The sequence below is a fragment of the Pseudomonas fluorescens genome, from assembly GCF_040448305.1.
Lineage (GTDB): Bacteria > Pseudomonadota > Gammaproteobacteria > Pseudomonadales > Pseudomonadaceae > Aquipseudomonas > Aquipseudomonas fluorescens_BH.
This window is the reverse complement of sequence record NZ_CP148752.1, coordinates 3,922,077-3,947,793: the sequence shown is the minus strand read 5'-3', so window position 1 is coordinate 3,947,793 and position 25,717 is coordinate 3,922,077. Positions and strand designations below refer to the sequence as shown.

The window sequence follows — 25,717 nt, the reverse complement described above, 5'->3', positions numbered from 1 at the left end:
TTGGAACGCTACTGTTATGTCCCTCGCAGCAATTCGGCTTATCGGCTTCATCTTGGGCATTTTTCTGATCACGCTGGCCGTAAGCATGGCTATTCCCATGATCACGCTGGTGGCCTATGAGCGTAGCGACGATCTGTCGGCCTTTCTCTGGTCGAGTTTGATTACCTTCCTCTGTGGATTGCTGTTGATCGTGCGGGGGCGCCCGGATACTGGCCAGCTTCGCCCGAGGGATATGTACCTGCTGACAACTGGAAGCTGGGTAGTCGTGTGCACCTTCGCAGCGTTGCCAATGGTGTTCATCAGCGATATCAGCTACACCGACGCATTCTTTGAAACGATGTCTGGCATCACAACCACTGGCTCGACGGTACTCACCGGTTTGGATAGCTCATCTCCCGGCTTGTTGATATGGCGCTCCATGCTGCATTGGTTGGGAGGCATCGGTTTTATCGGCATGGCTGTGGCGATCCTTCCACTGTTGCGAGTAGGCGGTATGCGTCTGTTCCAGACAGAGTCCTCAGACTGGTCGGAGAAAGTGACACCGCGTTCCCATGTGGCAGCCAAGTACATACTTCTGCTCTATCTGGGGCTTACTGGCATCGGAGCTCTGGCGCTCTGGCTTGCTGGAATGACGCCATTTGAAGCGGTCAACCACGCAATGTCGTTGATCTCTACCGGGGGGTTCTCAACTTCGGACGCCTCACTTGGGCATTGGGCGCAACCTGCGATTCACTGGGTGGCGGTGGCCATCATGATTCTGGGCAGTCTGCCCTTTACCTTGTACGTTGCAACATTGCGGGGAAATCGGCGTGCGCTGATCAAGGATCACCAGGTACGCGGATTCATTGGGTTCTTGCTCGTCACATCGCTGGCTGTGGGTACCTGGCTGTGTTTTCACAGCGATTACGGATGGTGGGATGCGTTTCGTATCGTGGCAGTCAATGTGACCTCGGTCGTCACGACCACCGGAATTGCGGTTGGCGACTACACGTTATGGGGCAGCTTCGCTGTCTTGCTGTTTTTCTATTTGACCTTCGTGGGTGGATGTTCCGGCTCCACTGCAGGCGGTCTCAAAATCTTCCGTTTTCAGGTTGCTGCCGCTCTGCTGGTCAGTAGTTTGAAGCAGTTGATCCATCCTCGCGCCGTGATTCAGAAGAAATACAACGGTCATCCCATCGACGAGGAGATCTTGCGCTCGCTTTTGACCTTCTCGTTTTTCTTCACCATCACTATTGCTGCCATCGCCTTGGGCCTGGCTCTCATTGGGCTTGATTGGACAACAGCGTTGAGCGGTGCCGCTACTGCGGTGTGTAACGTTGGACCAGGGCTGGGCACGATCATTGGACCGGCCGGTAATTTCTCTTCATTACCGGATGCCGCCAAATGGCTACTGACCGTTGGAATGCTTCTGGGAAGGCTGGAAATCCTGACTGTGTTGGTACTGGTAACTCCCGTTTTCTGGAGATATTGACCCACCTTGTCGGGGGCTGAGTCTAAAAGGTACATGGGGGACGAAAATAAATCTGTCGATACCCACCCAAGGGGCAGCGAGTACTTCCATAGAGAGATCAGTAGTCGTTTGGGTTGCCGCTATTTGCCGATTTCTGCCACTGGCGAAGGGCGAAAGTCGACCCATAGCTGACACTCAAGAAAAGCACCAGGAAGGAAACTGCCGTTCGATTTATTTCGAACGTCAGTGCTCGTGCAATTTACTAGGGCTTACTCCGTACCAACGGCGAAAGGCGCGGCTGAAGTTTGAAACTTCGCGGTACCCCAGTTGCTCAGCCACTTCACTCACCGATAGCTTCCCGCTTGAGAGCAGATCATGCGCCACGTAACGGCGGTGTATTTCCACAATGGCATTGAACGTCCAGCCCTCCCGATGAAGCGCGCGATGCAGCGTGCGCGAGGTGAGGTGCAAGTGCTCGGCCATTTGCTCAAGACCCGGAGGCTGTGCAAGATCGGCCAGCACGGCGTTGGCCACGGCTTCGAACACTGACTCCCGTGCAGTTTGCTCCGCGTAGCTTTTCAAAGCGGCCTCCAATGCCTTGCAAATGGCCGGGCTACCGCCTGGACGTGGTTCGCCCAGGGCCGCCATATCCAGTACCACTTCGTTGCGTGCGGCATCGAACCGAACTTCGCCGGCAAAGAGCTTCAGCCAAGGCTCGGGGTTCTCCGGGCGGGTACGGCAAAAATGGATTTCGCGCACCGCATTGGTGGTTCCAGGCAAGCCCTTGAGGTGCTGGATTTGCAGGGCACCCCAGAAATCCAGTTCTTCTACTGCCGGCTGCAAGGCATGTTCGGGCATCAGGGCCACGTGCAGCAGTCCGTCCTTTACTTCGCCGAGCAAGCTCATATGTCCGGTCCACAACGGCCAATAGCGCGCCAACATGTCCAGTGATTGCATGCGGCTGGGCATCAGTTGCATGAGATAGGCCAGGCCCAGCATTTGCCCGGGATCGTTCTGCCGCGCCGCGGCCAGGCCGATGGCCGGATCATCACTGAGGTCGCGCGCCACTTCCCAGAACCGGCGAGCCAGAAATGCCGGCAGACGCAAATGCGGCTGGCGCAGGCTGGCCAGGCTCACGCCCCAGTCGCTTTGCAGGCGCTGCATGTCCACGCCGCGCGCCTCCAGTTCCAGCACCCCCGAGTTGATGATGCCGACACATAACGACGGTCTATTTCGATGCGCCGGGAAACGATTTGTCGGCCAATGATTAACGATCTTCAAGCAAATCCTCCCATCGTGGCTGTCCCGGCGGCGCAACCCTTTTGCGTCTTCGGCGGCGCGACATAGTACGGCTGAAATTGCCAACCGCCAGCACCTTGCGCGTCGTTACGTACTCACCACTAAAACAAAAACAGGTGAACATGAGCATGAAGCAGCTTGCACCACCACGTACCCGCGCGAGACGCATCAACCACTTGCATCCGGGCTTTTCGGTCGCTGGTATTGCATTGGCGGCGCTGGCCTGCCCAATGGCCCAGGCCACCAGTTGGCAAGTCAATGACGACTGGAGCCTGACCACCAACACCACGCTGACCCTGGGCAACAGTTGGGCCTTGCGCAACGCCGATCCTGATCAACTAACGGTCGCCGATGCTCGTTCTATCGGCAAGCGTGGCGAAGGCATCAACTATAGCGCCGACGACGGCAAGCTCAACTTCGACAAGGGCGACACCATCTCGCAGGTCTTCAAGGGGCTCACCGAGTTTGACTTGAACGATGGCGGGCAGGGCGCCTTCGTGCGTTTCAAGTATTGGTACGACCACGCCTACGAAACCGGAAACGGCGACTTCACCCGGTTTGACGACAGCGGATGGCAGGATCTGGCCAAGTTCCAGGGTTTCGAGGTGCTGGATCTGTATGCGTGGAAAAACTTCGAAGTCAACGATCACCAGCTCAATGTGAAATTGGGTAAACAGGTGCTGTCGTGGGGCGAGGCGCTATTCCTGCAAAACGGCATCAACGCCATCAACCCATTGGACGCCTCGGCCTTCAACCGTCCCGGCGTGGAACTGAAAGAAGGCCAGTTACCGGTCGAGATGCTGAGCTTCAGTTACGACTTGGCAGACACCCTGAGCCTCGAAGGTTTCTATCAGTACAATTTCCGGCCTTCGGTTTTTGATGGCTGCGGTACTTTCTTCTCGGTCAGCGACAATACCCAGGAAGGCTGCCAGTTCAATAAAGTCATCGTCAATCCGCCAGGCAACCTGACCACTGCACAGTCGATCCGGGCCCGTGCCTACGAGACTCGCGGTGCCTCGGATTGGCCCAGCGACGGCGGCCAATACGGCTTGGCTCTGCGCAAGACTCTTGATTCGCTCAATGACGCCGAGTTGGGTTTCTATTACGCCAACTACCACAGCCGTACACCTTTGGTGAACGGCACCGTGCGCACCAGCCTCGCCGCTGGCACGCTGCCCACCGGTACTTACAACACCGTCTACCCGGAAGACATTCGCCTGTTCGGCATCAGTCTCAGCGGGGTGGTCGGCAGCACGGCGGTGTTCAGCGAATTGAGTTACCGGCCCAACCAGCCACTGTCCTTCAACGCTTCCGATGTGGTGGCGGCCATCGCCGGTTCCGGTGCCAGCACACCGATCTTCGATGGGGTGGCGCCGCCCTTGGGCAGCGATGTTCAGGGCTACACGCGCAAGAAAGTCTGGCAGTACAGCCTGGGAGCCACCAACAACGTCAGCAACGTGCTCGGTGCGCAGAAGTTGACCTGGGCAGCCGAAGCCGGGGCGAACTGGATCGATGACATCAATCTCAATGAGGAACGGCTCGGTCGCGCCAGTGTGTTCGGTCGGGTGCAGAACAGCGGTGCGGCGTGTTTCACGCCTTCGGCGGGTGGTTTGAGCCCGTCGCAGGCTGCCGACAAGAATGCCGACTTCTGCAACACCCATGGCTATACCACCGGCTTTTCCTGGGGCTATCGGCTGCGCGCGGCATTGGCCTACGAGAGCCTGATTCCGGCCACAGTGGTCACTCCATCATTGAACTTCCGTCATGACGTCGAGGGCTATGGCCCGAACTTCCAGGAAGGCCAGATGGCTGCCGGCGCGGCGCTGACGTTCGACTATCGCAATAACTACTCGTTGGAGCTGGCTTACAACGACTTCTTTGGCACCAACAAATTTTCAACCATCGATGACCGGGATTTCGCTTCGGTCACCCTCAAGGCCAGTTTCTGATGATGACGACTTCCATAACCCGATTGCCCTTCGTTCTTTCCCTGTTGGCAGCATGCTATCTCAGCTCGGTGGAAGCCAAACAGACCGATGCAGTGCGTCTGGACAGTGCTCTTACCACCATGGGCGCCGAGCGCGGCGCCAACGCCGATGGCAGTATCCCGGCCTGGAGCGGTGGCTTGAAACCCGGCGCCGCCGCCGTGAGTGCAACCGGAAACTACGCCGACCCCTTTGCTGGCGAGAAGCCGCTTTACACCGTCGACAAGAGCAACCTTGCGCAGCACAAGGCACAGCTGAGTTCGGGGCAACAAGCGATGTTTGTTCGCTACCCCGACTATCGCATGCGTGTATTCCCGACGCATCGCACCGCGCGCTTGCCGCAGAAGTACCAGGATCAAAGCCGTACCAATCTGAGCGCTGTATCGCTGGAAGAGGGTGGCTACGGCCTCAAGGGCTACACGTTCGGCGTGCCGTTTCCGGAGCCAACCGAGGCAATGGAAGTTCTGTGGAATCACATGACGCGTTTTCGAGGCGGCGCGATCCGTCGCGAATTTGCCTCTGCCGTAGTCCAGGCCCGTGGCGATTCCACGGTGGTGACGTATGACGCATTGAGTGCCTTTCGTGAGAACGTCGCCGACGTCGAGCCGGACGCCAATCTTCTCTACTTCACCCGGGTGCTGACCCAGACGCCTTCGCGATATTCCGGCGAAGTGACGCTGATCCAGGAACCGCTGAACCAGATCGCGGAACCCCGTGCGGCTTGGCAGTACATCCCTGGCCAGCGCCGGGTTCGTCGAGCGCCGACGGTGGCCTATGACAACAGCGCCCGTTACAGCTTCGGCCAAGTGGTGTCGGACAGCGTCGACGGCTATAACGGCGCGCCGGATCGCTACGACTGGAAACTGATCGGCAAGCAGGAAATGCTGGTCGGCTACAACGCCTTCCAGCTTGCCAACAAAGACCTCAAGTACACCGATCTGCTTACGCCCGGTTACCTCAACCCGGATCTGGTGCGCTACGAAAAACACCGCGTGTGGGTGATCGAGGCGACGCTCAAACCCTCGGCCAGGCATGTCTACGCCAAGCGACGTTTCTATATCGATGAAGACACCTGGCAAATCATGGCGTCGGACATCTATGACAGCCGAGGTGAGTTGTGGCGCAACTACGAGTCGTACCTGACTCAGCAACACGACGTCGAGTTGCCGTTCACCGCCCTGGAAGCGACCTACGATCTGATTTCCGGCGGTTACGCAACCAACTACATGACCAACGAAGTACAGAAAAAAATGGATGTCGGCTTCATCACCGAGAAAGCCGAATTCACTCCGGCGCAACTCAAACGCCTGGGCAAGTAAGCGACTGCCGGAGCCTGCCTGTCGGGTTCCGGTGTTGCCCACGCTTCTGCTTCAAAGGATAAGCACATGCAAGATTTCAATGATGTAAATGATCTGTTCGAGCAGCGTCGCCGCCTGCTCAAGGGTTTCGCCGCTGCCGGCCTGATCGGCGGCTTGAGCGCCATTTTACCGGGTGGCCGGGTACTGGCCGCCAATAACCGTGAAGAACAGGCCTATCAGTTGGGGATGGCCGCGTACGTGTACGGCTATCCGCTGATCTACTTCGCCCGGTTGCGCTATACGCGGATGATGGAAGGCGACCCGATGAACGGGATCAAGCACCGCTATGGCGCCTTCGTTCATCGTCGCCATACGGTCACTCCGGCAGTGCCGGGCATGCCACAGACCGATACGCTCTACTCCAACTTCTGGGGCGACCTGCGTGAAGAGCCGCTGTTGCTGCGCATTCCGCCGATCACTTCGCGTTACTGGAGCATCCAGCTGTGCGATCTGTTCGGCGTGGGCTTCGGCGTGCCCAATCACCGTGAATTCACCGATGGTGCATTGATTGCACTCGTCGGCCCCGACTGGCAAGGCACGCTGCCTGGCGAAGTGGCCAAGGTCTATCGCGCACCTTCGCCGTTGCTGTTTGGCCTGTTGCGCCTGTACTTCGCTGATGATGCCGACCGGCAACAGGTCATCGCGTTGCAGGAGCGATTCGAATTGTTCCCACTAAGTGCGCACGGACAGTCCGGCTGGCAGGCACCACCGGCTCAGATCTTCCAACCTGCGAGCATACAGACTGACCCGCTGGCCGATTTCAAGACACTGCAACTGATGTTGCGCGAATGCCCGCCACCCCACAGCGACGCTGGATTGCTCGCAAGCTTCGCGACGATTGACCTGGGCACCAGCAAAACACCGGATTTCTCCGCACTGGATGAGCCCGCACGCCGTGGCTTGATGCGGGCTGAAGTTGATGGCCGTGCGAAAGTAATCACTACCACCAAGAACATGGCGGGCAACCTGTCGAGCAATGGTTGGCTTTATCCGCTCAAGCACATCGGTACTTATGGCGACGACTACGCCTATCGGGCCAGCATGGCATTACTTGGCACCGTAGCATTGCCGATCAGCGAAACGATCTACCTGATTTACCAGAAGGACGCGACCGGCCATTTGCTCGATGGTAACGCGCAGTATCGCGTGACGTTCCCTGCCGGCAAGCTGCCGCAGGCTAATGCTTTCTGGTCACTGCATTTGTACCGTTACGAGGGCTATTCGGTAATCCCCAATGCCCTGAACCGTTACTCGGTCGGCAACCGTTCGCACCTGGTGGCAGATGCCGACGGGTCGATCACCCTGTACCTACAAACCAGCGACCCGGGTGAGGAGAAAACCGCCAACTGGTTACCGACCGAGGCCGGAAAACCATTCCTGATGATCCTGCGGGGCTATGAGCCTACGGGTGACTTTGCTGCACTGACCTGGCCCGGTCCAGCCGTCAGCCGCGTCTGACGGATATTGCTTCGCTCCTTCATCGACCCTTGGGGCCATGCCCCCTCGAACCGCCCCGAACTGAACCTTTGGGGCGCTTTTTTTGTTCTTGCGAAACCCTCGACAGACAGCCATTCTTCGCGATAAACCTTGACTCCTTCTCTTGCCATGAAGCCTCTTGCATCTTCCCAAGCAACCTTGGTCCAGACAACCCTGGCTACCGTCGTTAGTGCCATCGCCAACACCCTGCGCGGCGAGTACGGTATCGAGCCTGAACCGGTGCTGCTCGGGGTTGGCATCGACCCTGCGGTAATGCAGGCGACTGAGTTGCGCCTGAGCGTCACGATCCTCAGTCCACTGTGGCTTCGCTGTGTCGAGTTGACCGGCGATGAAGCCTTTGGCCTGCGCGTGGCGCGCTACATGCTGCCAGCGCAGTTCTACGGCATCGACCTGGCACTCAGTACCAGTGCCACCTTTGGTGAAGCCTTACAGCGCCACGTGCAAATTATTCGCGTGTTATCCACCAGCGCACTCCCCCAACTGACCACCGAAGCCAACGGCGACCTGCGTCTGGAAATTCGTCAGCATGGCCCGCACCGCCACACCGACGCGGCGCTCGATTGCTTTTATCAGGGGGTCTACATTCGACTGTTCGAACGCCAGACTGGCCTTCAGGCGCGGCACTTGCTGCGTCGTCTTGAACTGTCACGACACCCCCCCGCAGATCCGGGCCCCTGGCAGGCACTGGGACTGCCGGTGATCTTTGGCTGCCCTTGCAGTGCCATGGTGTTCAAAGCCAAGAGCCGGACTCTGGTCCTACCGGGCGCCAACCCGCATCTGTTGGCGCAATTGGAGCAACCTATTTTGCAATACCTGGCGCAACTCGGCTTGCCGCTGCCGCCCAGTGCCTTACGCGCACGCTTGGCCGAGATGTTTACGGATGCTCCGAATCTGGAGCGACTCGCCATGGCGCTGGAAATCAGCACACCGTTGCTGCGCAAAAACCTCAGCGAACAAGGCGTGACGTTCAGCCAACTGCTCGATCAGGCTCGTGAGGCCCAAGCCCTGGTGCTATTGGCCAACCCTACCCTGAGCCTGGAACAAGTGGCCGACAAGCTGGGTTTCAGCAGTGCCAGTAGCTTAGTCCGCGCCTTTCGTCGATGGCAAAACAACACACCCGCCAACTATCGACGGCAAATACTTGGTTGAAAGTCAGGCGGTCAGCATTGATATTGCACTACCGACAAAAAGCAGCGGCTCAATGACCGCTGATGGCCGATTGTGTTGAAAAAGTAGCTCCCCTGTCTGGCCTGCGGCAAAATCTCTGCATTGGCCAGCAGGGAAGCGCGCAGCATGATGGGACAGTTATCGAGTGGGCAGGAGCGACTGTTTTACTCGTTCAATCTTGAAGATCACATCCCCGCCAATCACCTTCTGCGCAGCATTGATCGGTGTCTCGATCTGAACGATCTGCGCCATTACCTCGCCGATTTCTATAGCCCGATTGGGCGTCCGTCGATTGATCCCGAACTGATGATTCGCATGCTGATCGTGGGCTATTGCTACGGCATTCGCTCAGAGCGGCGGTTGTGCGAAGAGGCCCATTTGAACCTGGCGTATCGCTGGTTCTGCCGGTTAAGCCTTGAAGATGAAGTCCCCAATCACTCGACCTTTTCCAAGAATCGACATGGCCGTTTTCGGGACAGTGATCTGTTTCGCTGGTTGTTCAATGAAGTGCTGCGTCGCTGCATGGACGCAGGTCTGGCCAAGGGCGAAGGCTTTGCCGTGGACGCCAGCATCATCAAAGCGGATGCGAGTCGGCAGCGCGGCGTACCGGGCGATGAGCAGGTCAACTGGAGCGATCCGGCCCTGAGCACCCGCGCCGTGCGTGAGTACCTTGAGGCACTTGATGAAGAGGCTTTGGCCGAAACGCTACCGAAGCGACTATCGCTGACGGATCCTCAGGCTCGCTGGACCGCTGCTCCAGGCGGCCCAGCGTTCTACGCTTATTCCACGAATTATCTGATCGATACCGAGCACGGCGTCATCGTGGATGTGGAACCCACACCGGCTCATCGCACGGCCGAGGTCGAGAGCACCAAGACCATGATCGATCGCGTTGAAGCGCAGTTCGACATCAAGCCGGAACGCCTCATCGGCGATACCGCGTACGGCACCGCGCCGATGCTGGCCTGGATGGTGGAGGAAAAAGACATCGAACCGCACGTGCCGGTGTGGGACAAAACCGAGCGCAAGAACGACAGTTTTTCGAGCAACGATTTCCACTGGGATGAAGAGGCTGAGGAATACCGCTGCCCGGTCGGCAACGCATTGCGCAGCGAATGGCGAGCCTTCAAGAACGAGCGCTCACACGTCACCAAAGCCAACACCATCATCTTCCGATCCCGGCAGACCGACTGCGTTGCCTGTCCGATGAAAGCCAAGTGCTGCCCAAACACATCGTTCCGCAAGATTGCTCGCAGCGTCCATGAAGCCGCTCGTGATGTGGCTCGGCGCATCGCAGCGACGCCGACATATCAGCGCTCTCGCCACGAGCGTAAGAAGGTCGAAATGATGTTTGCTCACCTCAAGCGCATCCTGAAACTGGATCGCTTGCGGCTACGTGGCATGAGTGGCGCGACCGACGAGTTCACGCTGGCCGCCGCGGTGCAGAACCTGCGACGGCTGGCAAAATTTACCTCTCAAGGGCCACCGCTCACGGGATAGGTGCGTCTGCACGAAGCAAAAAACCTCAAATTAACCCAATAACCGAGCAGCAAAGGTCAACGAAGGGCCGAAAAACCACGCAACGTGGTGAATAAGTTCTCCAGAGGTGACCGTGCCTGAGTTCAGGCGAGCTGAAAATCCGACTGTTTTCAACAGAATCGGCCAGAAGCGGACGTTCGGGAATGGCAGCTAACGATCCGAAACGGGCATGAAACTTCGAAGATGAAACGCTTCATCCTATCGGGAGAACCTTCAGATCCGGCCAGGTTGCAAGCCAGTTTTTTGAGCGAAGGCGGTTCAGATAGACCTGCCGTTTATCTGCCCGGAACTTCACCGTAGGTCGGACGACAAGGTTAAAGAGATCGTCTAGGCCGAGTGGTGCCGCGACCTCGACCACACCCTCTACTCCAAGCCGTACAGCTACCTTGAAACCTCAGGGTCAGGTCTTGTCTTTTGCCATCACTATTATGCAAAAGGCAAGACCTGACCCCGCATTGCTTTGAGAAATACGAAAACCCCTGATTTCGAAAGAGATCGGGGGCTTTTGCTTTCTGGCTCCCCGGGGCCGTGTCGAAAAAGTGTCGAAGCCCCTAGAGCGCCCCAAGCGGATTGAGCCTTACCGCATCCTGCATCCAACGCCCGCCTGCCAAGCTGCGAGCCGCGCACTCAAGCAATACATGAGGACGGAAGGTTGAACCGCGGCTGTGTGTCGGTAACCGGCGTCGTCTAGGCTCAATTTCTCGGTCACATTCCATCTTGGAGGCCGTTTTCCCGCAGGAGGACTGTACATGCACATCACGACTTTCACTCTCACCTTACCGACTGCCCTGCTGGCATTAGCCTGCAGTTTCGCCAGTCAGGCCCAGCAAACGGACATGACCTTCTTTGTCACTAGCCTCGGCATGGGCAAGGGCGCCGATCTAGGTGGTCTGAGCGGCGCCGATAGGCACTGCCAGACGCTGGCCTCCGCCGTCGGGGCGGGCCAGCACACCTGGCGTGCTTACCTCAGCACCAGTGCCGTCGGCGGTGCGGGGGCGGTCAATGCCCGTGATCGCATCGGCCAAGGCCCTTGGCAAAACGCCAAGGGGGTCGTCATCGCCCGCGACGTCGCGCAACTGCACGGCGACAACCAACTGACCAAGGAAATGGCCCTGGACGAACACGGGGCACTGGTTAAGGGGCGCGGCGACACGCCGAACATGCACGACATCCTCACCGGCTCGCAGGCGGACGGAACTGCGTTCGCCGGCAGCGATGACCATACCTGCAGCAACTGGACCAGCAGCGGCGAAGGGACGGCCCAGGTCGGTCATCATGACCGAATAGGACTGCGTGACGATGCGGCGGCACGCTCGTGGAACTCCTCGCACCCCTCGCGTGGCTGCAGCAGCGAAGCCCTGGCCGGCTCGGGCGGGGCGGGGCTGCTGTACTGCTTTGCCGCAGAATGACGGGCGATGCCGCTGCGGGGTCGCCGCATTCCTAGGCACGGCGGATCAGTGCAGAAAGTCTGTGAAACCTCAGGGTCAGGTCTTGTCTTTTGCCATCGCTATTATGCAAAAGGCAAGACCTGACCCCGTATTGCTATCCTTGCACCAGACGGAGTATCCGCCAACGTACCGGATCGGCAGCGATGATGGTCTGCACCTGCGAGAGCTGGATCATGGGCGCTGGCCTAGATGTTAAAAGTCGGAGCGAGAGACTACCAACCCAGCTGCGTTAATGTCTGCTTCTGGCCGATAACTGCCCGTCGCGAAGGGCCGCAGTCGACCCAAAGCAGCCCGTCAGTAGTCTTGGAGGTTCTTTCCTTTGACCAGTTCATCTGCCCACCCCGGCTGCCGCTCGAATTCCTCGAACAGCTCGAAAATGGTCGACTTGACCTTTTGCACGGCATTGCTCTCTACAACCGTGTCATGCCAGCACAGCGAAAGATCCCGCTTGAACAGTCGATGATCGATCCTGGCCAGCTTGAGCCTGTGTTGCACAAGCTCAACATGGGCCGCGGCCCACGGCAGGATCGTGACACCGAGCTGCGCCTTGACGGCTGAGAACAACAGGTCGGTGGAATTGGCTTCGAATTCAACCTCGCATTTCAGGCCGGCCTCCTGCAGTGCAAATTCGACCCGACTGCGAATGGTGTTCGGAGCACAGGGCAGCACCAGCGGCATCTTCGCCAATGCTTCAATCGACACCGGTTCATCCGATAATGCAAATTCCGGCCACGCCACCAAGTACAGCGTTTCGGTTAACAGCCGCCGGAAAGCCATGCCCCGGGTTTCGACCGCATCGACATTCACCGCCAGTGCCACTCGCCCTACCGTGATCAGACGTCCGAGTTCGGCGCTCGGAGCATCGATCAATTCCAATTTGATGCCCGGATAACGGCTGCGAATCGTGCGCGCGAGCGGAATTGCCAGCATGCGCGCCGTACTCGACGGCATGCCGACCGAGACTTTGCCTTGCGGGAATTCGGCGTCCTGGCGCAGCAGTTCGTGGGTGCCGTCGGCCTGGCGCAGCAGTTCGATGGCATGCCGATAAAGCGTTTGTCCGGCCGCCGTGGGAACAACGCCATGCACGCTGCGCTCGAGCAGTTGCATGCCCATGTCCTGTTCCAGGTTGCGCATCTGCTGGCTGATGGCTGGCTGCGCGATATGCAGCGTTTCACTGGCGCGGGTGATGTTCGCGCACTCGACCACCTTGATGAAATACCGCAACTGGCGCAGGTCCATGTGTACCCTCCTAAGCCATAGGAATTTCCGATGGGTTTAGAGAAATATCATATTTGAAGGATATGAGATACGGCGCCTAGACTCGTCTCACAACACGAAGCGCTAACGGTCGTCAAAGGCGAGTAGCGCTTCAAAGGCCTTGGCGCAATGGCCCGTATTCAACCCTTCAATGGAGAATCCCATGCAAGCTTTGCAAGGCGTGAAAATCGTCGACCTGAGTCGCGCACTGTCGGGGCCGTTCTGCACCATGGTGCTGGCAGACCTCGGTGCCGATGTGATCAAGATCGAGCCCGGCCCGACTGGCGATATGAGCCGCACCTGGGGTCCCTTCGACCGGGGCGTGAGCACCTACTATTTATCGTGTAACCGCAACAAGCGCGGCATGTGCATTGACTTGCGCAATCCCGAAGGGTTGACCACCATCCGGCAGCTGGTCGATGACGCCGACGTCGTCATCGAGAACTTCAAGCCTGGCACGCTGGAAAGCATGGGCCTCGGTTATGAGGTGCTCAGCGCCCGCAATCCGCGACTGGTAATGGGCAGCATTAACGCCTTTGGCGCCGACGGGCCGATGAGCAGTTGGCCGGGCTTCGACCAGATCGCCCAAGGCTACTCGGGGCTGATGAGCCTGACCGGTTTCGTCGATGGCGACCCGACACGCACCGGCACCGCCATCGGCGATTTGACTTCGGGCATGTGGTTGGTGACAGCGGTGCTGGCCGCGCTGCTCGAGCGCGAGCGCACCGGGCGCGGCCAACATGTCAGCACGTCGCTGCTGGGCAGTCTCGTCGGGTTGCTGAGTGTGCACGGCCAACGCTACCTCAGCCTGGGGGATGTGCCGCGCCGCACCGGCAACGCCCATTCGGTGATTGCACCTTACGGCGTGTTCCAGACAAAGGATGGCCCGCTCAATCTGGCGCCGATCACCTCGGCCATGTGGGGGCGTTTGTGCATACTGCTCGATTTGCCCGAGCTGCCGGACGATCCGCGCTTCGCCACCAATGAAGCGAGGGTCGAACGTCGTGACGAATTGAGAGAGATTCTGGAAAGTCGTTTGAAAACCCGCAGTAAACGCGAGTGGACTTCGCTGTTCGTCGACGCAGGATTACCCGCCGGCCCGATCAACACACTCGATGAGGTCTTCGACGATCCGCAGGTGCTGCACAGCCAACTGACCGAAACACTCACGCACCCGACACTTGGTGCACTGCGTCAGGTAGTGACTCCGGTGTTCTGCGCGACTGACAGCGTTGTCAGCCGCCCACCGCCACTGCTTGGCGAACACACCGTCGAAGTATTGCGCGAAGCCGGTTTCGACGCTGCATCGATCAACGCACTGCTCGCCGCTAAAATAGTGTTCCAGAACTCCGATGACATGACCGGCGCGCAATCGACAGGAGCCGCACAATGAATCCAGCCTCTTCCGCAACCGTGATCGTCAACCGGGTCGATGAACGCATCGCGCGGCTGGTCTTCAGCAACCCCACACACCGCAATGCACTCAGCGCGCAACTGCTGACGGCGCTCGACGAAAGTTTCGTCGCCCTGGCGTCACAACGCATCCCGGTGGTGATCCTCGGCAGCGAAGTCGGCCAATCCGTGTGGAGTGCCGGCCACGATATCCGCGAACTGCAACACGACCGCGACCCGATTGCCTATGGCAAACCGCTCGAACAGGTATTGCGCCGCATCCGCGCCTATCCCGGCGTGGTGATTGCCCTGGTGTCTGGCTCGGTGTGGGGCGGCGCGGTGGATCTGGTCATGAGCTGCGACATGGTCGTCGCGGACCACAGCGCAAGCTTCGCCATGACGCCAGTGAACATTGGATTGCCGTACACCACCAGTGGATTGCTGCGCTTCTTCAACAATTTGCCGATTCATGTGTTGAAGGAGATGTTTTTCACTGCACAGAAGCTCGATGCGCAGCGGGCGCAACGGTTTGGTCTGGTCAACCGACTGGTCGACACTGATGTGCTGGAAGCGACCGCGCTGGAACTGGCACACGGCATCGCCAGCAAGGCGCCGCTGGCCGTTGCGGCGGTCAAGGAACAGCTGCGTATCCTCGAAGACCTGCAACCGATTCCGGTGCAGGCGATGGAGCAGATTGCCGAACTGCGCCGACAAGCCTGCGAAAGTGCTGACTTTGGCGAAGGACTGGCAGCCTTTGCCGAGCGCCGGCCAGCAGCATTTAATGGCAATTAGCACGACAGATTTGAAAGCTTCTGTGTTCGTACGACCGACTTCGCAGGCAAGCCACGCTTCCTCGTTTCGGCACGCTCGGCCCGACGTGAGTCGATTGCTAAACATCCCGAAACAATAACAACAAGGACGGTACCTGCGGGACCGTCCGAATGCGGGGAGTCAGATTGAAATGAGTAATGAAATTCTGTCGATTTTAGTGCTAGTGGTCATTTTCGGCATCGCCAGCGTGTTGCCCATCAACATGGGCGCGCTGGCGTTCGCAGCGGCCTTTATCGTCGGTTCGGTGATAATGGACATGACATCGGCGACCATCTTCGCCGGCTTTCCCAGTGACCTGTTCCTGACGTTGGTCGGTGTCACCTATTTGTTCGGCATCGCCCAGAACAACGGCACCATCGACTGGCTGATCGAACGGGCAGTGTTGATGGTGCGTGGCCATGTCGCCTGGATACCCTGGGTGATGTTCGTGGTGGCGGCGCTGCTCACCGGTTTCGGTGCGCTGAGCCCTGCGGTGGCAGCGATCCTCGCGCCTATTGCTCTCAACTTCGCCGTGCAGTACCGCATCAACCCGGTGCTCATGGGGCTGATGGTGATTCACGGCGCTCAAGGCGGCAGTTTCTCCCCTGTGAGTATTTTCGGTGGCATAACCAATCAGATCGTTGCGTCCTCCGGGCTGCCTTATGCACCGTTCACTCTGTTCATCGCCAGCCTGCTGTTCAACCTGGGGATTGCCATGGTGGTATTCGTAGTCTTCGGTGGTTTACGTAGCGCTCGCCTGTCATTGGTGGCGGTCCTGCCCGGTCCCGAGTTGCATGCTGCTGGTGCATCGCTGGCCATTCTTGGCCACGGCGGTACGCCGGCGTCCCCTGCTTATCATCGTACTGACCTGACGGGTGCCGGTGCGCCGCTACAGACCCTCAGCGGCCTGGACGGGGCCAAGCTGTCGACGCTGGTCGGGCTGTTGGCCCTGGCGATCTCGGCATTAGTGTTCAAGTTCAATATCGGGTTGGTGGCCATGACGGTCGCGGTAGTCCTGGCCATGTTCGCGCCTGCGGCGCAGAAGGCGGCCATTGACAAGGTCAGTTGGTCGACTGTTCTGCTGATCACCGGGATCATCACTTACATCGGAGTGATGCAGACCATCGGTACCATCGACTATGTCGCCCATGGCATCTCCGGCTTGGGTGAACCGCTGCTGGTCGCTTTGCTGCTGTGCTTCACTGCCGCAATTATCTCGTCCTTCGCTTCGTCCACGGCGTTGCTAGGGGTGATCATTCCCCTGGCCGTGCCATTTTTGAGCCAGGGCCACATCAGTGCGGTCGGCGTGGTCGCGGCTATCGCCATTTCCACCACGATCGTCGACACCAGCCCGTTCTCCACCAATGGTGCGCTGGTGGTTGCCAATACACCCCCGCAGGAGCGAGAAAAAGTGTTGCGCAGCCTGCTGATCTACAGCGCGGTGGTTGCCCTGGTGGGACCCTGTGTTGCCTGGTTGACCCTGGTGGTGCCCGGGGTGCTCTGAGCGATCGGGTCAGGCCCTGATCAGCCTGATGGACTCAATTTTTCCGCCCCCCACCCTGGATAATTCAGCACAAACTGGACATGCGCCTTCACCCCTGTAGCCAGGGTCGCATCGTCCGCGGTGAAGTAGGGGGCTGTGATTGTTCGGGGCCTTCTGCCTGTCGCGAAGGACAGGAGACGGCCAATTGGCGGTCTTTCAGATGATGCGCCGTACTGCATTCACTTCATTGAACTGGGACGAGGTTGATGTGGAGCGGCTTGAACTAATAAAACGTGTGGTGATGGAGCCCACCCGTGCTGTCCTGCTCACACCACCGCAGTTAGCCATGAACACCCAGCAGTTATGGTTTTACCGCATGATCATCGTCAATCTGGGGAGCGTCCGTTGGTTTCTTCTCCGGAACTATAAAACTCACTGTCGTACTGGTGAGGATTTTGTGAGTCGGGTCGGCCACTTCAAGAAGAACCTTGTGAGTGCCGGGCGTCAGTCCAACCAGGATAATCGGGTCTTCGCTGGTGTGCGCCCATGTACCTTTCCAGTCGTCGACGGTCACGTGGAGGTGACCGAGACGTGGTGATACATCAACAGCCGCTTTGCCAAATACCGGCATGATCCTGGCGTGTTCTGCTCGATACTGGATAATGACAACACCGCGGGCGAGCGGCTCGGCAAGCGGCGGGTATGCAATGAGTTTTGGCGCAGTCTCGGATTCCAATGGAAGTATTGCCGGTGGGGAATCGGTGTCTGCTACCCCTTGCCCGCACACGGCTGTGCAAAAGAAGACACCCAAAGCCAGGGCCAATAGGTTTCCGGTAACGAGGGACATGGTGTTTTTCTCCCGCGTGGTTTCATTCAAGCCTGGATCAAACCGAGTATTTCCTGGTGTTCATTTGAAATTGGAATCACCCATGTATTTCATCGACACTGACTGACAGTTTTTGGCCGGTTCCTGTCTGCGGGAGCAGGCTACAACCGACCCGATTCATTCGCTCAGGACTCTTGCGCTGAACCTGCTACGGCCTGCAAGAGCCTGGGGATATTTTCCAAGGCTTTCTTTCTGGCTTCAGTAAATCGGTTCAACACTGCCAGCTTTTCAGGATCCCCCTCCTGCAGGCTTCTCATCACTATCGGCAAAAGGTGCAGATGGCACTGCGCAAGCCAGTTGGACAACCCCGCGTGGTTCTTCCATTGCCGTTGATTGCCAAGATAAGCGGCCCACATTCTGACCCAGTCCACTGGTGAGCGTGGTAGTGGGACAATCGCGCATAGTTTATTCATCTGCATCTGATCGTCGAAGTGACTTTCCACGTATGCGATTACTGCGGCACTGAATAAGATCTGATAACTGCTTACTGTCATCAAGTTGATGCGATTGCCATCAAATGCTTTCACGATTCCATCAGGAATAATTGGGACAGCGCTTGCACTGCAGTCGACGTAAAGGGCGTCGGGATCTCCAGCGATGCAGCCCCTTTCGAGGGATATGCGGCTGGCTTCAATCGCGCAAACCCGCCCCAGGCGCACTACATTGCTTATGCGCCGTAGTGCACGCAATTCACCCTGTGAAATGGTCGCAGCGCGGAAGGCGGTGGGTTCGACGGCTTTATCGATGCGCACCAGTTCGCCGACACTTTCGAGTCTGAGGAATAGGTCCGGGATCGAATCTGCAGCACCTATTGCTTCGAACTGGTTCGCGAGGCTACCGATTGTTCGTACAACATTCTCCTGGCCAGGTTGAAGGTTGGCGCGGTCCAGCAGCCAGGGGTCGTTTGGAACGATCCATTGAATCCTGCCTGGTGCCACGCCATTGTGCAGCAGCCACAGACAGGCATCGATGCCGGTCTTTCCTCCTCCCACCACCACGTAACGCAAGTAAGGCTGTCTGATCTTTGGCAAGTCGTTCAGCGGTAGGCACCGTATCCCGGGCTCTATCCGGTAATGCGGTGGATGGGTCGAAGGAACGGCTGTCTGTGCAATAGTCGCGTCCACCAGCTTCCTGCGCACCTGGACAAGGTTACTTTCGCCGGTGACCAAGGATGTGATGCGATGATTATTGCTGCGATCACCTTCGTAGTTGTGCATCGGAAAATATTGCACCCGACCTGACGGCAAGAATCGATGATGCATAAGCTGATCGAAGTAACTGACAACCTCGGCGCCTGAGGCCAATTCATATAAGCCACCGCCCCATTCGGATTCGTCTTTTTGGCCGGAGCCCAGCTCGCAGGAGTTAACGCCATAGAAGGCAGACGGCTGGTGCAAGCGGACGAACGAGTAGGCATCGTTCCAATGTCCACCAGGTTGAGCATGTCGATCCACCATCAACACACTCGCATCCGACTCATCGAGCAATGTATCGACGAAGGCCATAGCTGTTGCCCCCGCGCCGATAACCAGATAATCCGTCGCTATGGTGGTTGTGTTCATAGGTATGCCCTAATGACGGGTTAATACACGCCTCCATCGAATCAGGCTAGTTCATTTCGCTTGTCGTAAAAGAACAGTTGTTCCTTACCTAAATTGCCAACGGATTTAACGACTCTCTAAATCCCATGACACTCATCCTGCAACGCGCTTCTCGCTTGCGTTGGCGGGGAGTTGTAGGGCGCTGTGTATACGTCAGCGACGCAAGCCCACGGCAGGTGTTCACGACGTTTATCGGGCGCTGGCTGCCTTTCGCGAAGGGCTGCAAGCAACCCTTTGAACTCAAGGATTTCGAGGAGGCTCTGGCTGGGCCACGCTGACTCTTAGCGCTCTGGCTACCTGGGTTTGAATCTCGTAGGCAGGCGCCTCAACGGTTGTGTAATCACGGGTATAGCGAGTGGCAAACTCGCGAACGCCCCATTGCAGGTACTGCTGCACGTGCTTCAATTCATGCGCCCATAGCGCGACATTGTTAAGTGCATCATCGGGACTGCGAAAGACGATGATGTCCATAAGGGTGACCGCACTTACATCGGGATTCTGCAGCATGGTGTGTGCGGCGTTCAGCTCTGCATCATCGCCTACCTTGTAGCGAGCCGAATCGAGCACTTGGATGTCATAGTAGGGTTCGAGTTGGGCTCGGATATTCAGCGGGATTGTCCGAATATCGTCAGTTGCCGCGGTGTTGCGCGATTGCACAATCCAATTCTGCAATCCAGAGGCCGCCATTTGGTTCATGTTTTCGAAAATCTCCCCAGTTTCCTCTTTGGAGCCTGGAGCACAAAAACAAGCGACCATACAGACTTGGTACTGTCCTTGCGGGCAGGCGAAAACAGCGGACGAAGTGCCAACGGAAAAGAGCGGTATCGCTAACCGGAAAATTTGACGCAAAAAGACAGTTAACAATTGGTTCTCCCAAAGGCAATGGTGGTCGGCAGACGATACTTTGGGCATCTCGCGCCCGCTGTCCTGCCAGGTGTTGGACCGCTGGACTACCGTTCGATTCCCTGAGTTCCACAACTTCTTCAGGCCATCTCCAACATTGCCTGAAAGGCCGCGCCTGGCCGCAAAGCGACGGTCTAACCACTACCGTCGCAGTGGACGTCAGACTTCCGTCTGTTCCGCCATTTCAAGAGCATCGTCGACCTCGATTTCCAGGTACCTGACGGTGCTTTCAAGTTTCGTATGACCAGGCAGGCGTTGGACAGCGCTAGGTTCGTCGTAGCGTGTGAGTGCCGTACAAGATTGGGTCAAGGCCAATAGTCGTCACCCCAAGCGGGAACTTCAGGGTACTGGCCAGGTCAATTGCGGCCCTGTATTGCAGATGCCGAGCAGCGCTGTGGCCTGTTTTACGGCAGCGCCGTCCTAGATCAGCCGAGTCCGCCCCCTGATGCCAACCAAGAGTTTTCTGCCGGGTCTCATCCTGGCGTTCTGCGCTGTCGCGTCGCTTTGTTCGGTTGCTGCCGAGCGAAGAGCGCCCTCGCAAAGTAACAGCGCATCAACCACCCTGATCGAAACCGCCTCGCGGCAGTATGAGAATGGCCAGTTGGACCAGGCCGCTGCCACGCTGGAGCGTGCCCTGCATATCCAGCCTAACAATCCCGCGACGCTGCATTACCTTGGTGTGTTGCGTCTACAGCAGGGGCAGTACCAGCAGGCTGAAACCCTGGCGGCGCGCTCGAACATGCGGGTTGGTCGCAACGTCGAGTTGCGCAACCGCAACTTCCAATTGATCCAGGCGGCGCAGCAGGCCCAATCTTCGGGTACCCCACCCAATGCCAAAGAGGACCAGGTCGCAGTACAGAAGGGGCTGGAAGAGGAGACCCAAAGGCGCCGCGAAGCGGAAATGGCGGTTGTTGAGCAATCCACTCCGGACACTGGGCGTAACGCTGGCAACTTCGCTAGCGCACAGACAGATCGGGTTGCAGATGCACCGACGGCTGGCAGAGCCGGGCCCGAAGGAAAATTGCAAATGGCTAATATCGAGCCAGAGCGGGCGTACGCTGAGGTTGAGATTCCCCGCCGCCATATGCCGCCTCCGGGCAAATGCCGAATTTGGTTTCCTGATCGTCCGCCGGGGCATCAGCCTGCACCCGGCAAATGCAAGAAGCTGCGATATCGGGTTCCCTCAGGGGCCTACCTGGTGCGCGGTTGAGTTTCTGAGTGTCCACTTCTGGCCGATTGTTGTCTCGCGAAAGGCAGCCTTCCAAAGTGGTCACTCGAAAAATCATCAGGCAGGCCCTAACAGGACTTAGGCGTCTTCAGCACCCTCTTGTAAGGCTTGCATCAATCTTCGGACGACGTGGGCTTCGACGGCGCCTTCACTGGCGCCCGTCTCAAAACCAGCGCAACAGGCCGATGCGTTGCCATCGCAGATACGGTAAACGGCAATGACACTGCCAGGCCCGCAGCCTGTGTGTCCGCGTAGGGTAAAGCCGCCTTCAATCGAACCCTGCATCAAACCAAGGCCATAACCCGGTGTAATCCATGGGCGTCCTGGAATCGGACCGCCCAATGTTTTTGCTGTCTGCATTTCCTGGAGCAAGCCCGGGGAGAGGAGGTGTCCCGCGAGAAGTCGATCCAGAAAAAGCGCTGCTTGCGAAATGGGGCCGATCAGCAAGCCGTGATATACCCAGGCGGGGTCATAATTTGATGGGTTTCCAAGGTGGGAATTTTGTAAATCTGATCGCGTTTTAGCGAAGCGAACGCTCGACAGGCCCAAAGGCGTCAGTGCACATCGACTCACTGCCTCTTCAAGCGCCAGATCAGTTACCCGTTCAATAAGCCTGCCTATGAGAAAGTAGCCTACATTCGAGTAACGCCACCCGGTTCCAGGGCTATATCGAAGCCGAGCACCATCAAGGCGTTGCATCATTTCAGCTGCCGACCAGGCTGCCTCATTGTTAGCGACGGCAGCGTGATAATCCGCAAGTTCGCCATAATCGGCGAGGCCTGCTTCATGCCGCAGTAGCTGGCGCAACGTGAAAGGTTGGTCAAGGATCGGGGCATCCAATCCGACCATCCCATCACGCACCAACGATAGGGCGGTCGCGGCCAAGGCTGTTTTCGTAAAGCTCCACCATGGGGCCATCAGTTCCGAATGGTCAGCCGTTAGTGACTGACCATTCGATACAAGTGAACTCAGCATTGACTTCCCTGGAGTTTTGAACGGATCGACAGCTCAACAAGATATCCCATTCAGCCTTATCCTGAGACTGTTGGGCCTGTTGTACTGTTTGAATGGCTGCTACCGACCTGGAGCAGTCGGCGAACAGAATAATGGCAAATTTGCGGCTATGCTTGGTCTGCTGTCGAAACTGATCAGGCAGTCCGGCAGGCAGCGCGGAAATGACCCGCAGCGTGCCCTATGTCACCCGACTATTCTGCGTGAAGCATCCAGTTCAGGGGCGCAAATTCGCAACGACACTCGGGAAGACATGGAGCAAACCCTGCACCTGCAGGCGCAGGGTTTGGACTAGATTTGTTGGGATCACTCAGGATCGAATCGACTTTCGCTACGGTGCGGCAGGGCACTGCGAAAACGGGGATATGCTCACCCCAGACATGCAGGCCTTGGTCTGCACGCTCGCCAGAGGCGCAGAACGAGGCTGAGGAAATTGAAAGGAACAGAACATCTGGCAAAAGTGATTGCCGACGTTCAGTTCTACAATGGAGAGCGAGGAGAATCGTTACCTGAAACGATGATGTCAAACACAATAAATGAAAATGATTTCGTTTTATCGCCGAAATGTTAAGAGACTGCTTCCGAGAGTGAAAAATTTCACCATGAAATTAGCATCGCCAAATGCATTGCTTAGTGTCGAATAGTTGGTTGGCGTGACACTTAAGACGTATAGCCTCGGTAGCTATTGCTTGTCTCGGGAGCTTCGCTCACGAAAACCAGCGTGAATCCAGAACAGAGAAAAAATTTGGCTAATGCTACGTGCGGTGTGTTCTCAGGTTCAGGTGTCGGCACAAAAGGTTAATTGGTTTCCGAATACCGCTTTTATTGGTCAATTTAGAAGGATTATGTTTGGAGATTGTGAAATGGATTTTTTCAGGAATAAAAGCGCCGCAAAGGAAGCCATACCCACCAGTTCAAATAAGCCGCGCTCGACCAAATGGCACCGCATGTACTTTTTTCTTGCGGGATTCGACGTGCTGGTTGTTGTGCTGAGCGTGCTATTGAATCACCTGATCGTCGATACCTATCACCGCTCCATCAAGGCAAACCAGTCGTGGGTCCAACAGCTGTCGAGCTATTCAACGCTGGGCAGCCTGGCTTCCACAGTCAATGCGCCGGGCAATAATGTGTTCGACACACATGATGTTGAAGCCGAATCGCGGAACATGAATGAAGCCTTGCGCGCCTTCAACGAGCATTTGGCAATGGCCAAAAAGCAGTTGGAAGTACGGATCGCCAATGAGGCTGAACACAGTGCAGATGTACAAGCCTTTACCCTTGCATTGAAGGATGAGGTGGGTGCAGTTGATGCCGCGATGGTCGAAATGGTGAACGAGGCCTTGCTGATCTTTTCCTACTTCAGGGAGGGGCAGTCGGATAATGCCGGCAAACGCATGGCAACGATGGACAGGAAGTTTGCCCTGTTGCTCGCCTCACTCAGTACCGTGCGGGATCGCGTTGGCCTGATTCAAAGCAAGCTCCTGGAGGAGGAGCTTGAGTCGGTCGAAGAACTGCGCCGGGTCGAATACGCGATCATGGTGTTCGTGCTACTGATGGTCAGTGCGGCCGTTATCTACGGGGGCAAGATCAGGCGCGAAATGGAGTCGCAAGCAGCCGAAAGGGAAGGTTATCTGGCAGTGCTGCGCGAAAGCGAGAAACAGGCCCGCCAGCAAGCATCGCTGCTGGACAAGGCCCAGGACGCCATTGTCGTTCACGGGATGGATAACCGCATCCTGTACTGGAACAAAAGTGCCGAGCGTCTCTACGGTCTGTCAAAGGAAGAGGCGCTCGGCAAATCGGCACAGGAGTTGATCTACCAGGGTAGCGCCGCTTTCAATGCGGCCACTAACAGCCTGATAGAAACGGGTGACTGGGCGGACGAAGTTACACTTCGACGCCGGGATGGCTGCACCATCACGCTCGAAAGTCATCGAACCCTGGTGCGAGACGATGATGGCCAGCCGCAATCCGTTCTGTCGATCAATACTGACATCACCCACCGTAAGACCGCTGAGCAAGAGGTCCAGCGTTTGGCCTTCTACGATCAGTTGACCGGGCTGGCCAACAGGCGGCTCATGTTGGACCGGCTACAGCATCTGCTGGCGGGCAGCTCCCGTAGCCTGCATACGAGCGCGATAATTCTCATTGACCTGGATAACTTCAAGACACTGAACGACACGCTGGGGCATGACAGAGGCGACATGTTGCTGCAGCAAGTTGCTCTGCGCCTTTGCGGCTGCATACGCGAGAGCGACACCGTGGCTCGCCTGGGCGGAGACGAATTCGTCGTCCTGCTGGATGGCCTTAATGAGAATCCTCCAGAAGCAGCTATCCAGGCCAAGGCTATTGGCGAAAAGATTCTCAACTCTCTGAACATTTCCTACCAGTTGGATGGATATGAGCACCACAGCACCCCCAGCCTCGGCATTGCGCTGTTCCAGGGGCAGCTGAGCACAGTGGACGATATTATGAAGCGCGCTGACCTGGCGATGTATCGCGCCAAGGCGGCGGGCCGCAATACCATGCGCTTCTTCGATCCGGAAATGCAGGCGGTTGCCACGGCACGCGCCAGACTGGAAGTAGACTTGCGCCAAGGCTTGCAGGACAACGAATTCCTTCTTCATTACCAGCCGCAGGTGAATAGTGAGGGCCGTATCATTGGCGCAGAGGCACTGATGAGATGGCAGAATCCTGAGCGCGGAGTCGTGTTTCCAGGCGAGTTCATTCCATTGGCAGAGGAAACGGGGTTGATTCTGCCGTTAGGCCGTTGGGCGCTGCAGGCAGCCTGCACTCAGCTGGTTGCCTGGGCAAAGCATTGGGAAACCGCCCGACTGGGTATGGCTGTGAATGTCAGCGCCCGCCAGTTTCACCATCCGGACTTCGTCGAGGAGGTACTGCAAGTACTGAAATACACGGGGGCCGATCCGAAGAAATTGAAACTGGAACTGACCGAAGGCCTGCTGATAGAGGATATGGAAGGTACTGTCGCCAAAATGATCGAGTTGAAAAAGATCGGCATAGGCCTTTCGCTGGATGATTTCGGAACCGGCTACTCGTCACTGTCATACCTGAAGAGCCTTCCGCTGGATCAACTCAAGATCGACCAGTCCTTCATCAGAGATGTGCTGGTTGATCCCAACGACGCCGCCATCGCCTGCGCGATTGTGAGCCTGAGCCAGATATTGGGGCTTTCGGTGATTGCAGAAGGTGTAGAGACAGAAGCTCAGCGCACCTTTCTGGTCAAGCATGGCTGCCAGACCTACCAGGGCTTCCTGTTTTCCCCGCCACTGCCAGCCGAACAATTTGAGGAGTATGTTCACGAAAGATTAATGGCGAGCACTGATTTCCCACGGACCAAGACTAAATCGCCATAACTTCGCAGGTGCCTGGGAACGTCCGCTTT

The 25,717-nt window shown here is 57.4% G+C and carries 18 protein-coding genes and 2 pseudogenes; 12 read left to right on the top strand and 8 right to left on the bottom strand.

Annotated elements, in window-relative coordinates:
- Positions 1-16: 16 nt before the first annotated feature.
- Positions 17-1,471 carry a TrkH family potassium uptake protein gene (locus tag WHX55_RS17920; RefSeq protein ID WP_353740951.1) on the top strand — a complete coding sequence of 485 codons (1,455 nt, stop codon included), beginning with the start codon at positions 17-19 and terminating at the stop codon, positions 1,469-1,471.
- Positions 1,472-1,693: 222 nt separating this feature from the next.
- Here the strand turns inward: WHX55_RS17920 and WHX55_RS17915 are convergent, their stop codons facing one another.
- Positions 1,694-2,731, bottom strand: coding sequence for an AraC family transcriptional regulator (locus WHX55_RS17915; protein WP_150758783.1), 1,038 nt, complete (start codon positions 2,729-2,731; stop codon positions 1,694-1,696).
- Between the two features lie 146 nt (positions 2,732-2,877).
- Between WHX55_RS17915 and WHX55_RS17910 the strand changes: the two genes are divergently transcribed.
- From WHX55_RS17910 to WHX55_RS17890, 5 genes are all read left to right on the top strand, one after another.
- Positions 2,878-4,698 carry a DUF1302 domain-containing protein gene (locus tag WHX55_RS17910; protein WP_353740950.1) on the top strand — a complete coding sequence of 607 codons (1,821 nt, stop codon included), beginning with the start codon at positions 2,878-2,880 and terminating at the stop codon, positions 4,696-4,698.
- A complete protein-coding gene (locus tag WHX55_RS17905; protein WP_353740949.1) occupies positions 4,698-6,053 on the top strand; it encodes a DUF1329 domain-containing protein in 1,356 nt (451 codons plus the stop codon). The genes WHX55_RS17910 and WHX55_RS17905 overlap by 1 nt, the downstream gene beginning before the upstream one ends.
- 66 nt (positions 6,054-6,119) lie before the next feature.
- On the top strand, positions 6,120-7,550 hold the full coding sequence (locus tag WHX55_RS17900) for a DUF1214 domain-containing protein (protein WP_353740948.1): 1,431 nt from the start codon (positions 6,120-6,122) through the stop codon (positions 7,548-7,550).
- Positions 7,551-7,727: 177 nt separating this feature from the next.
- On the top strand, positions 7,728-8,738 hold the full coding sequence (locus WHX55_RS17895) for an AraC family transcriptional regulator (protein ID WP_191624962.1): 1,011 nt from the start codon (positions 7,728-7,730) through the stop codon (positions 8,736-8,738).
- A gap of 144 nt (positions 8,739-8,882) precedes the next feature.
- Entirely contained in the window at positions 8,883-10,256 is a 1,374-nt protein-coding gene (locus tag WHX55_RS17890; RefSeq protein ID WP_353740947.1) for an IS1182 family transposase, read from the top strand.
- A gap of 232 nt (positions 10,257-10,488) precedes the next feature.
- Here WHX55_RS17890 and WHX55_RS17885 read toward each other — a convergent pair.
- A pseudogene (locus WHX55_RS17885) lies at positions 10,489-10,680 on the bottom strand (nucleotidyltransferase family protein); the annotation flags it as partial.
- Positions 10,681-11,044: 364 nt separating this feature from the next.
- On the opposite strand from WHX55_RS17885, the gene WHX55_RS17880 reads away from it, so the two are divergent.
- Positions 11,045-11,704 (top strand): hypothetical protein, encoded by a 660-nt coding sequence (locus WHX55_RS17880; RefSeq protein ID WP_150753502.1) that lies wholly within the window; start codon positions 11,045-11,047, stop codon positions 11,702-11,704.
- A 333-nt stretch (positions 11,705-12,037) separates the two neighbouring features.
- Here WHX55_RS17880 and WHX55_RS17875 read toward each other — a convergent pair whose 3' ends face one another.
- Positions 12,038-12,982, bottom strand: coding sequence for a LysR substrate-binding domain-containing protein (locus WHX55_RS17875; RefSeq protein ID WP_150753269.1), 945 nt, complete (start codon positions 12,980-12,982; stop codon positions 12,038-12,040).
- A 181-nt stretch (positions 12,983-13,163) separates the two neighbouring features.
- Between WHX55_RS17875 and WHX55_RS17870 the strand changes: the two genes are divergently transcribed.
- From WHX55_RS17870 to WHX55_RS17860, 3 genes are all read left to right on the top strand, one after another.
- A complete protein-coding gene (locus WHX55_RS17870) occupies positions 13,164-14,393 on the top strand; it encodes a CaiB/BaiF CoA-transferase family protein (RefSeq protein WP_353740946.1) in 1,230 nt (409 codons plus the stop codon).
- On the top strand, positions 14,390-15,184 hold the full coding sequence (scpB, locus tag WHX55_RS17865; RefSeq protein WP_150753267.1) for a methylmalonyl-CoA decarboxylase: 795 nt from the start codon (positions 14,390-14,392) through the stop codon (positions 15,182-15,184). The genes WHX55_RS17870 and scpB overlap by 4 nt, the downstream gene beginning before the upstream one ends.
- A gap of 169 nt (positions 15,185-15,353) precedes the next feature.
- Positions 15,354-16,706 carry an SLC13 family permease gene (locus tag WHX55_RS17860; RefSeq protein ID WP_150758789.1) on the top strand — a complete coding sequence of 451 codons (1,353 nt, stop codon included), beginning with the start codon at positions 15,354-15,356 and terminating at the stop codon, positions 16,704-16,706.
- Positions 16,707-17,046: 340 nt separating this feature from the next.
- On the opposite strand, the gene WHX55_RS17855 is transcribed toward WHX55_RS17860, so the two are convergent.
- From WHX55_RS17855 to WHX55_RS17840, 4 genes and pseudogenes are all read right to left on the bottom strand, one after another.
- Positions 17,047-17,532 (bottom strand): DUF6130 family protein, encoded by a 486-nt coding sequence (locus WHX55_RS17855; RefSeq protein WP_353740945.1) that lies wholly within the window; start codon positions 17,530-17,532, stop codon positions 17,047-17,049.
- 164 nt (positions 17,533-17,696) lie between these two features.
- Complete coding sequence (locus WHX55_RS17850) at positions 17,697-19,133, bottom strand: FAD/NAD(P)-binding protein (protein ID WP_353740944.1); 1,437 nt, start codon at positions 19,131-19,133, stop codon at positions 17,697-17,699.
- Positions 19,134-19,412: 279 nt separating this feature from the next.
- Positions 19,413-20,084: a DUF4157 domain-containing protein gene (locus WHX55_RS17845; RefSeq protein ID WP_353740943.1), complete on the bottom strand. Its 672-nt coding sequence runs from the start codon at positions 20,082-20,084 to the stop codon at positions 19,413-19,415.
- Between the two features lie 150 nt (positions 20,085-20,234).
- A pseudogene (locus WHX55_RS17840) lies at positions 20,235-20,391 on the bottom strand (integrase); the annotation flags it as partial.
- A 129-nt stretch (positions 20,392-20,520) separates the two neighbouring features.
- Between WHX55_RS17840 and WHX55_RS17835 the strand changes: the two are divergent.
- Positions 20,521-21,285 (top strand): tetratricopeptide repeat protein, encoded by a 765-nt coding sequence (locus WHX55_RS17835; RefSeq protein WP_353740942.1) that lies wholly within the window; start codon positions 20,521-20,523, stop codon positions 21,283-21,285.
- 96 nt (positions 21,286-21,381) lie between these two features.
- Here WHX55_RS17835 and WHX55_RS17830 read toward each other — a convergent pair whose 3' ends face one another.
- Positions 21,382-22,278: a serine hydrolase domain-containing protein gene (locus WHX55_RS17830; RefSeq protein ID WP_150753262.1), complete on the bottom strand. Its 897-nt coding sequence runs from the start codon at positions 22,276-22,278 to the stop codon at positions 21,382-21,384.
- An 899-nt stretch (positions 22,279-23,177) separates the two neighbouring features.
- On the opposite strand from WHX55_RS17830, the gene WHX55_RS17825 reads away from it, so the two are divergent.
- On the top strand, positions 23,178-25,688 hold the full coding sequence (locus tag WHX55_RS17825) for an EAL domain-containing protein (protein WP_353740941.1): 2,511 nt from the start codon (positions 23,178-23,180) through the stop codon (positions 25,686-25,688).
- The last annotated feature ends 29 nt before the right edge of the window (positions 25,689-25,717 follow it).

Bases quoted from the DNA above. Each gene is read 5' to 3' on its own strand.
- WHX55_RS17920 (WP_353740951.1), top strand. From the start codon at position 17: ATGTCCCTCGCAGCAATTCGGCTTATCGGCTTCATCTTGGGCATTTTT.
- WHX55_RS17910 (WP_353740950.1), top strand. From the start codon at position 2,878: ATGAAGCAGCTTGCACCACCACGTACCCGCGCGAGACGCATCAACCAC.
- WHX55_RS17905 (WP_353740949.1), top strand. From the start codon at position 4,698: ATGATGACGACTTCCATAACCCGATTGCCCTTCGTTCTTTCCCTGTTG.
- WHX55_RS17900 (WP_353740948.1), top strand. From the start codon at position 6,120: ATGCAAGATTTCAATGATGTAAATGATCTGTTCGAGCAGCGTCGCCGC.
- WHX55_RS17890 (WP_353740947.1), top strand. From the start codon at position 8,883: ATGATGGGACAGTTATCGAGTGGGCAGGAGCGACTGTTTTACTCGTTC.
- WHX55_RS17880 (WP_150753502.1), top strand. From the start codon at position 11,045: ATGCACATCACGACTTTCACTCTCACCTTACCGACTGCCCTGCTGGCA.
- WHX55_RS17875 (WP_150753269.1), bottom strand. From the start codon at position 12,982: ATGGACCTGCGCCAGTTGCGGTATTTCATCAAGGTGGTCGAGTGCGCG.
- WHX55_RS17870 (WP_353740946.1), top strand. From the start codon at position 13,164: ATGCAAGCTTTGCAAGGCGTGAAAATCGTCGACCTGAGTCGCGCACTG.
- scpB (WP_150753267.1), top strand. From the start codon at position 14,390: ATGAATCCAGCCTCTTCCGCAACCGTGATCGTCAACCGGGTCGATGAA.
- WHX55_RS17860 (WP_150758789.1), top strand. From the start codon at position 15,354: ATGAGTAATGAAATTCTGTCGATTTTAGTGCTAGTGGTCATTTTCGGC.
- WHX55_RS17855 (WP_353740945.1), bottom strand. From the start codon at position 17,532: ATGTCCCTCGTTACCGGAAACCTATTGGCCCTGGCTTTGGGTGTCTTC.
- WHX55_RS17850 (WP_353740944.1), bottom strand. From the start codon at position 19,133: ATGAACACAACCACCATAGCGACGGATTATCTGGTTATCGGCGCGGGG.
- WHX55_RS17845 (WP_353740943.1), bottom strand. From the start codon at position 20,084: ATGCCCAAAGTATCGTCTGCCGACCACCATTGCCTTTGGGAGAACCAA.
- WHX55_RS17835 (WP_353740942.1), top strand. From the start codon at position 20,521: ATGCCAACCAAGAGTTTTCTGCCGGGTCTCATCCTGGCGTTCTGCGCT.
- WHX55_RS17830 (WP_150753262.1), bottom strand. From the start codon at position 22,278: ATGCTGAGTTCACTTGTATCGAATGGTCAGTCACTAACGGCTGACCAT.
- WHX55_RS17825 (WP_353740941.1), top strand. From the start codon at position 23,178: ATGGATTTTTTCAGGAATAAAAGCGCCGCAAAGGAAGCCATACCCACC.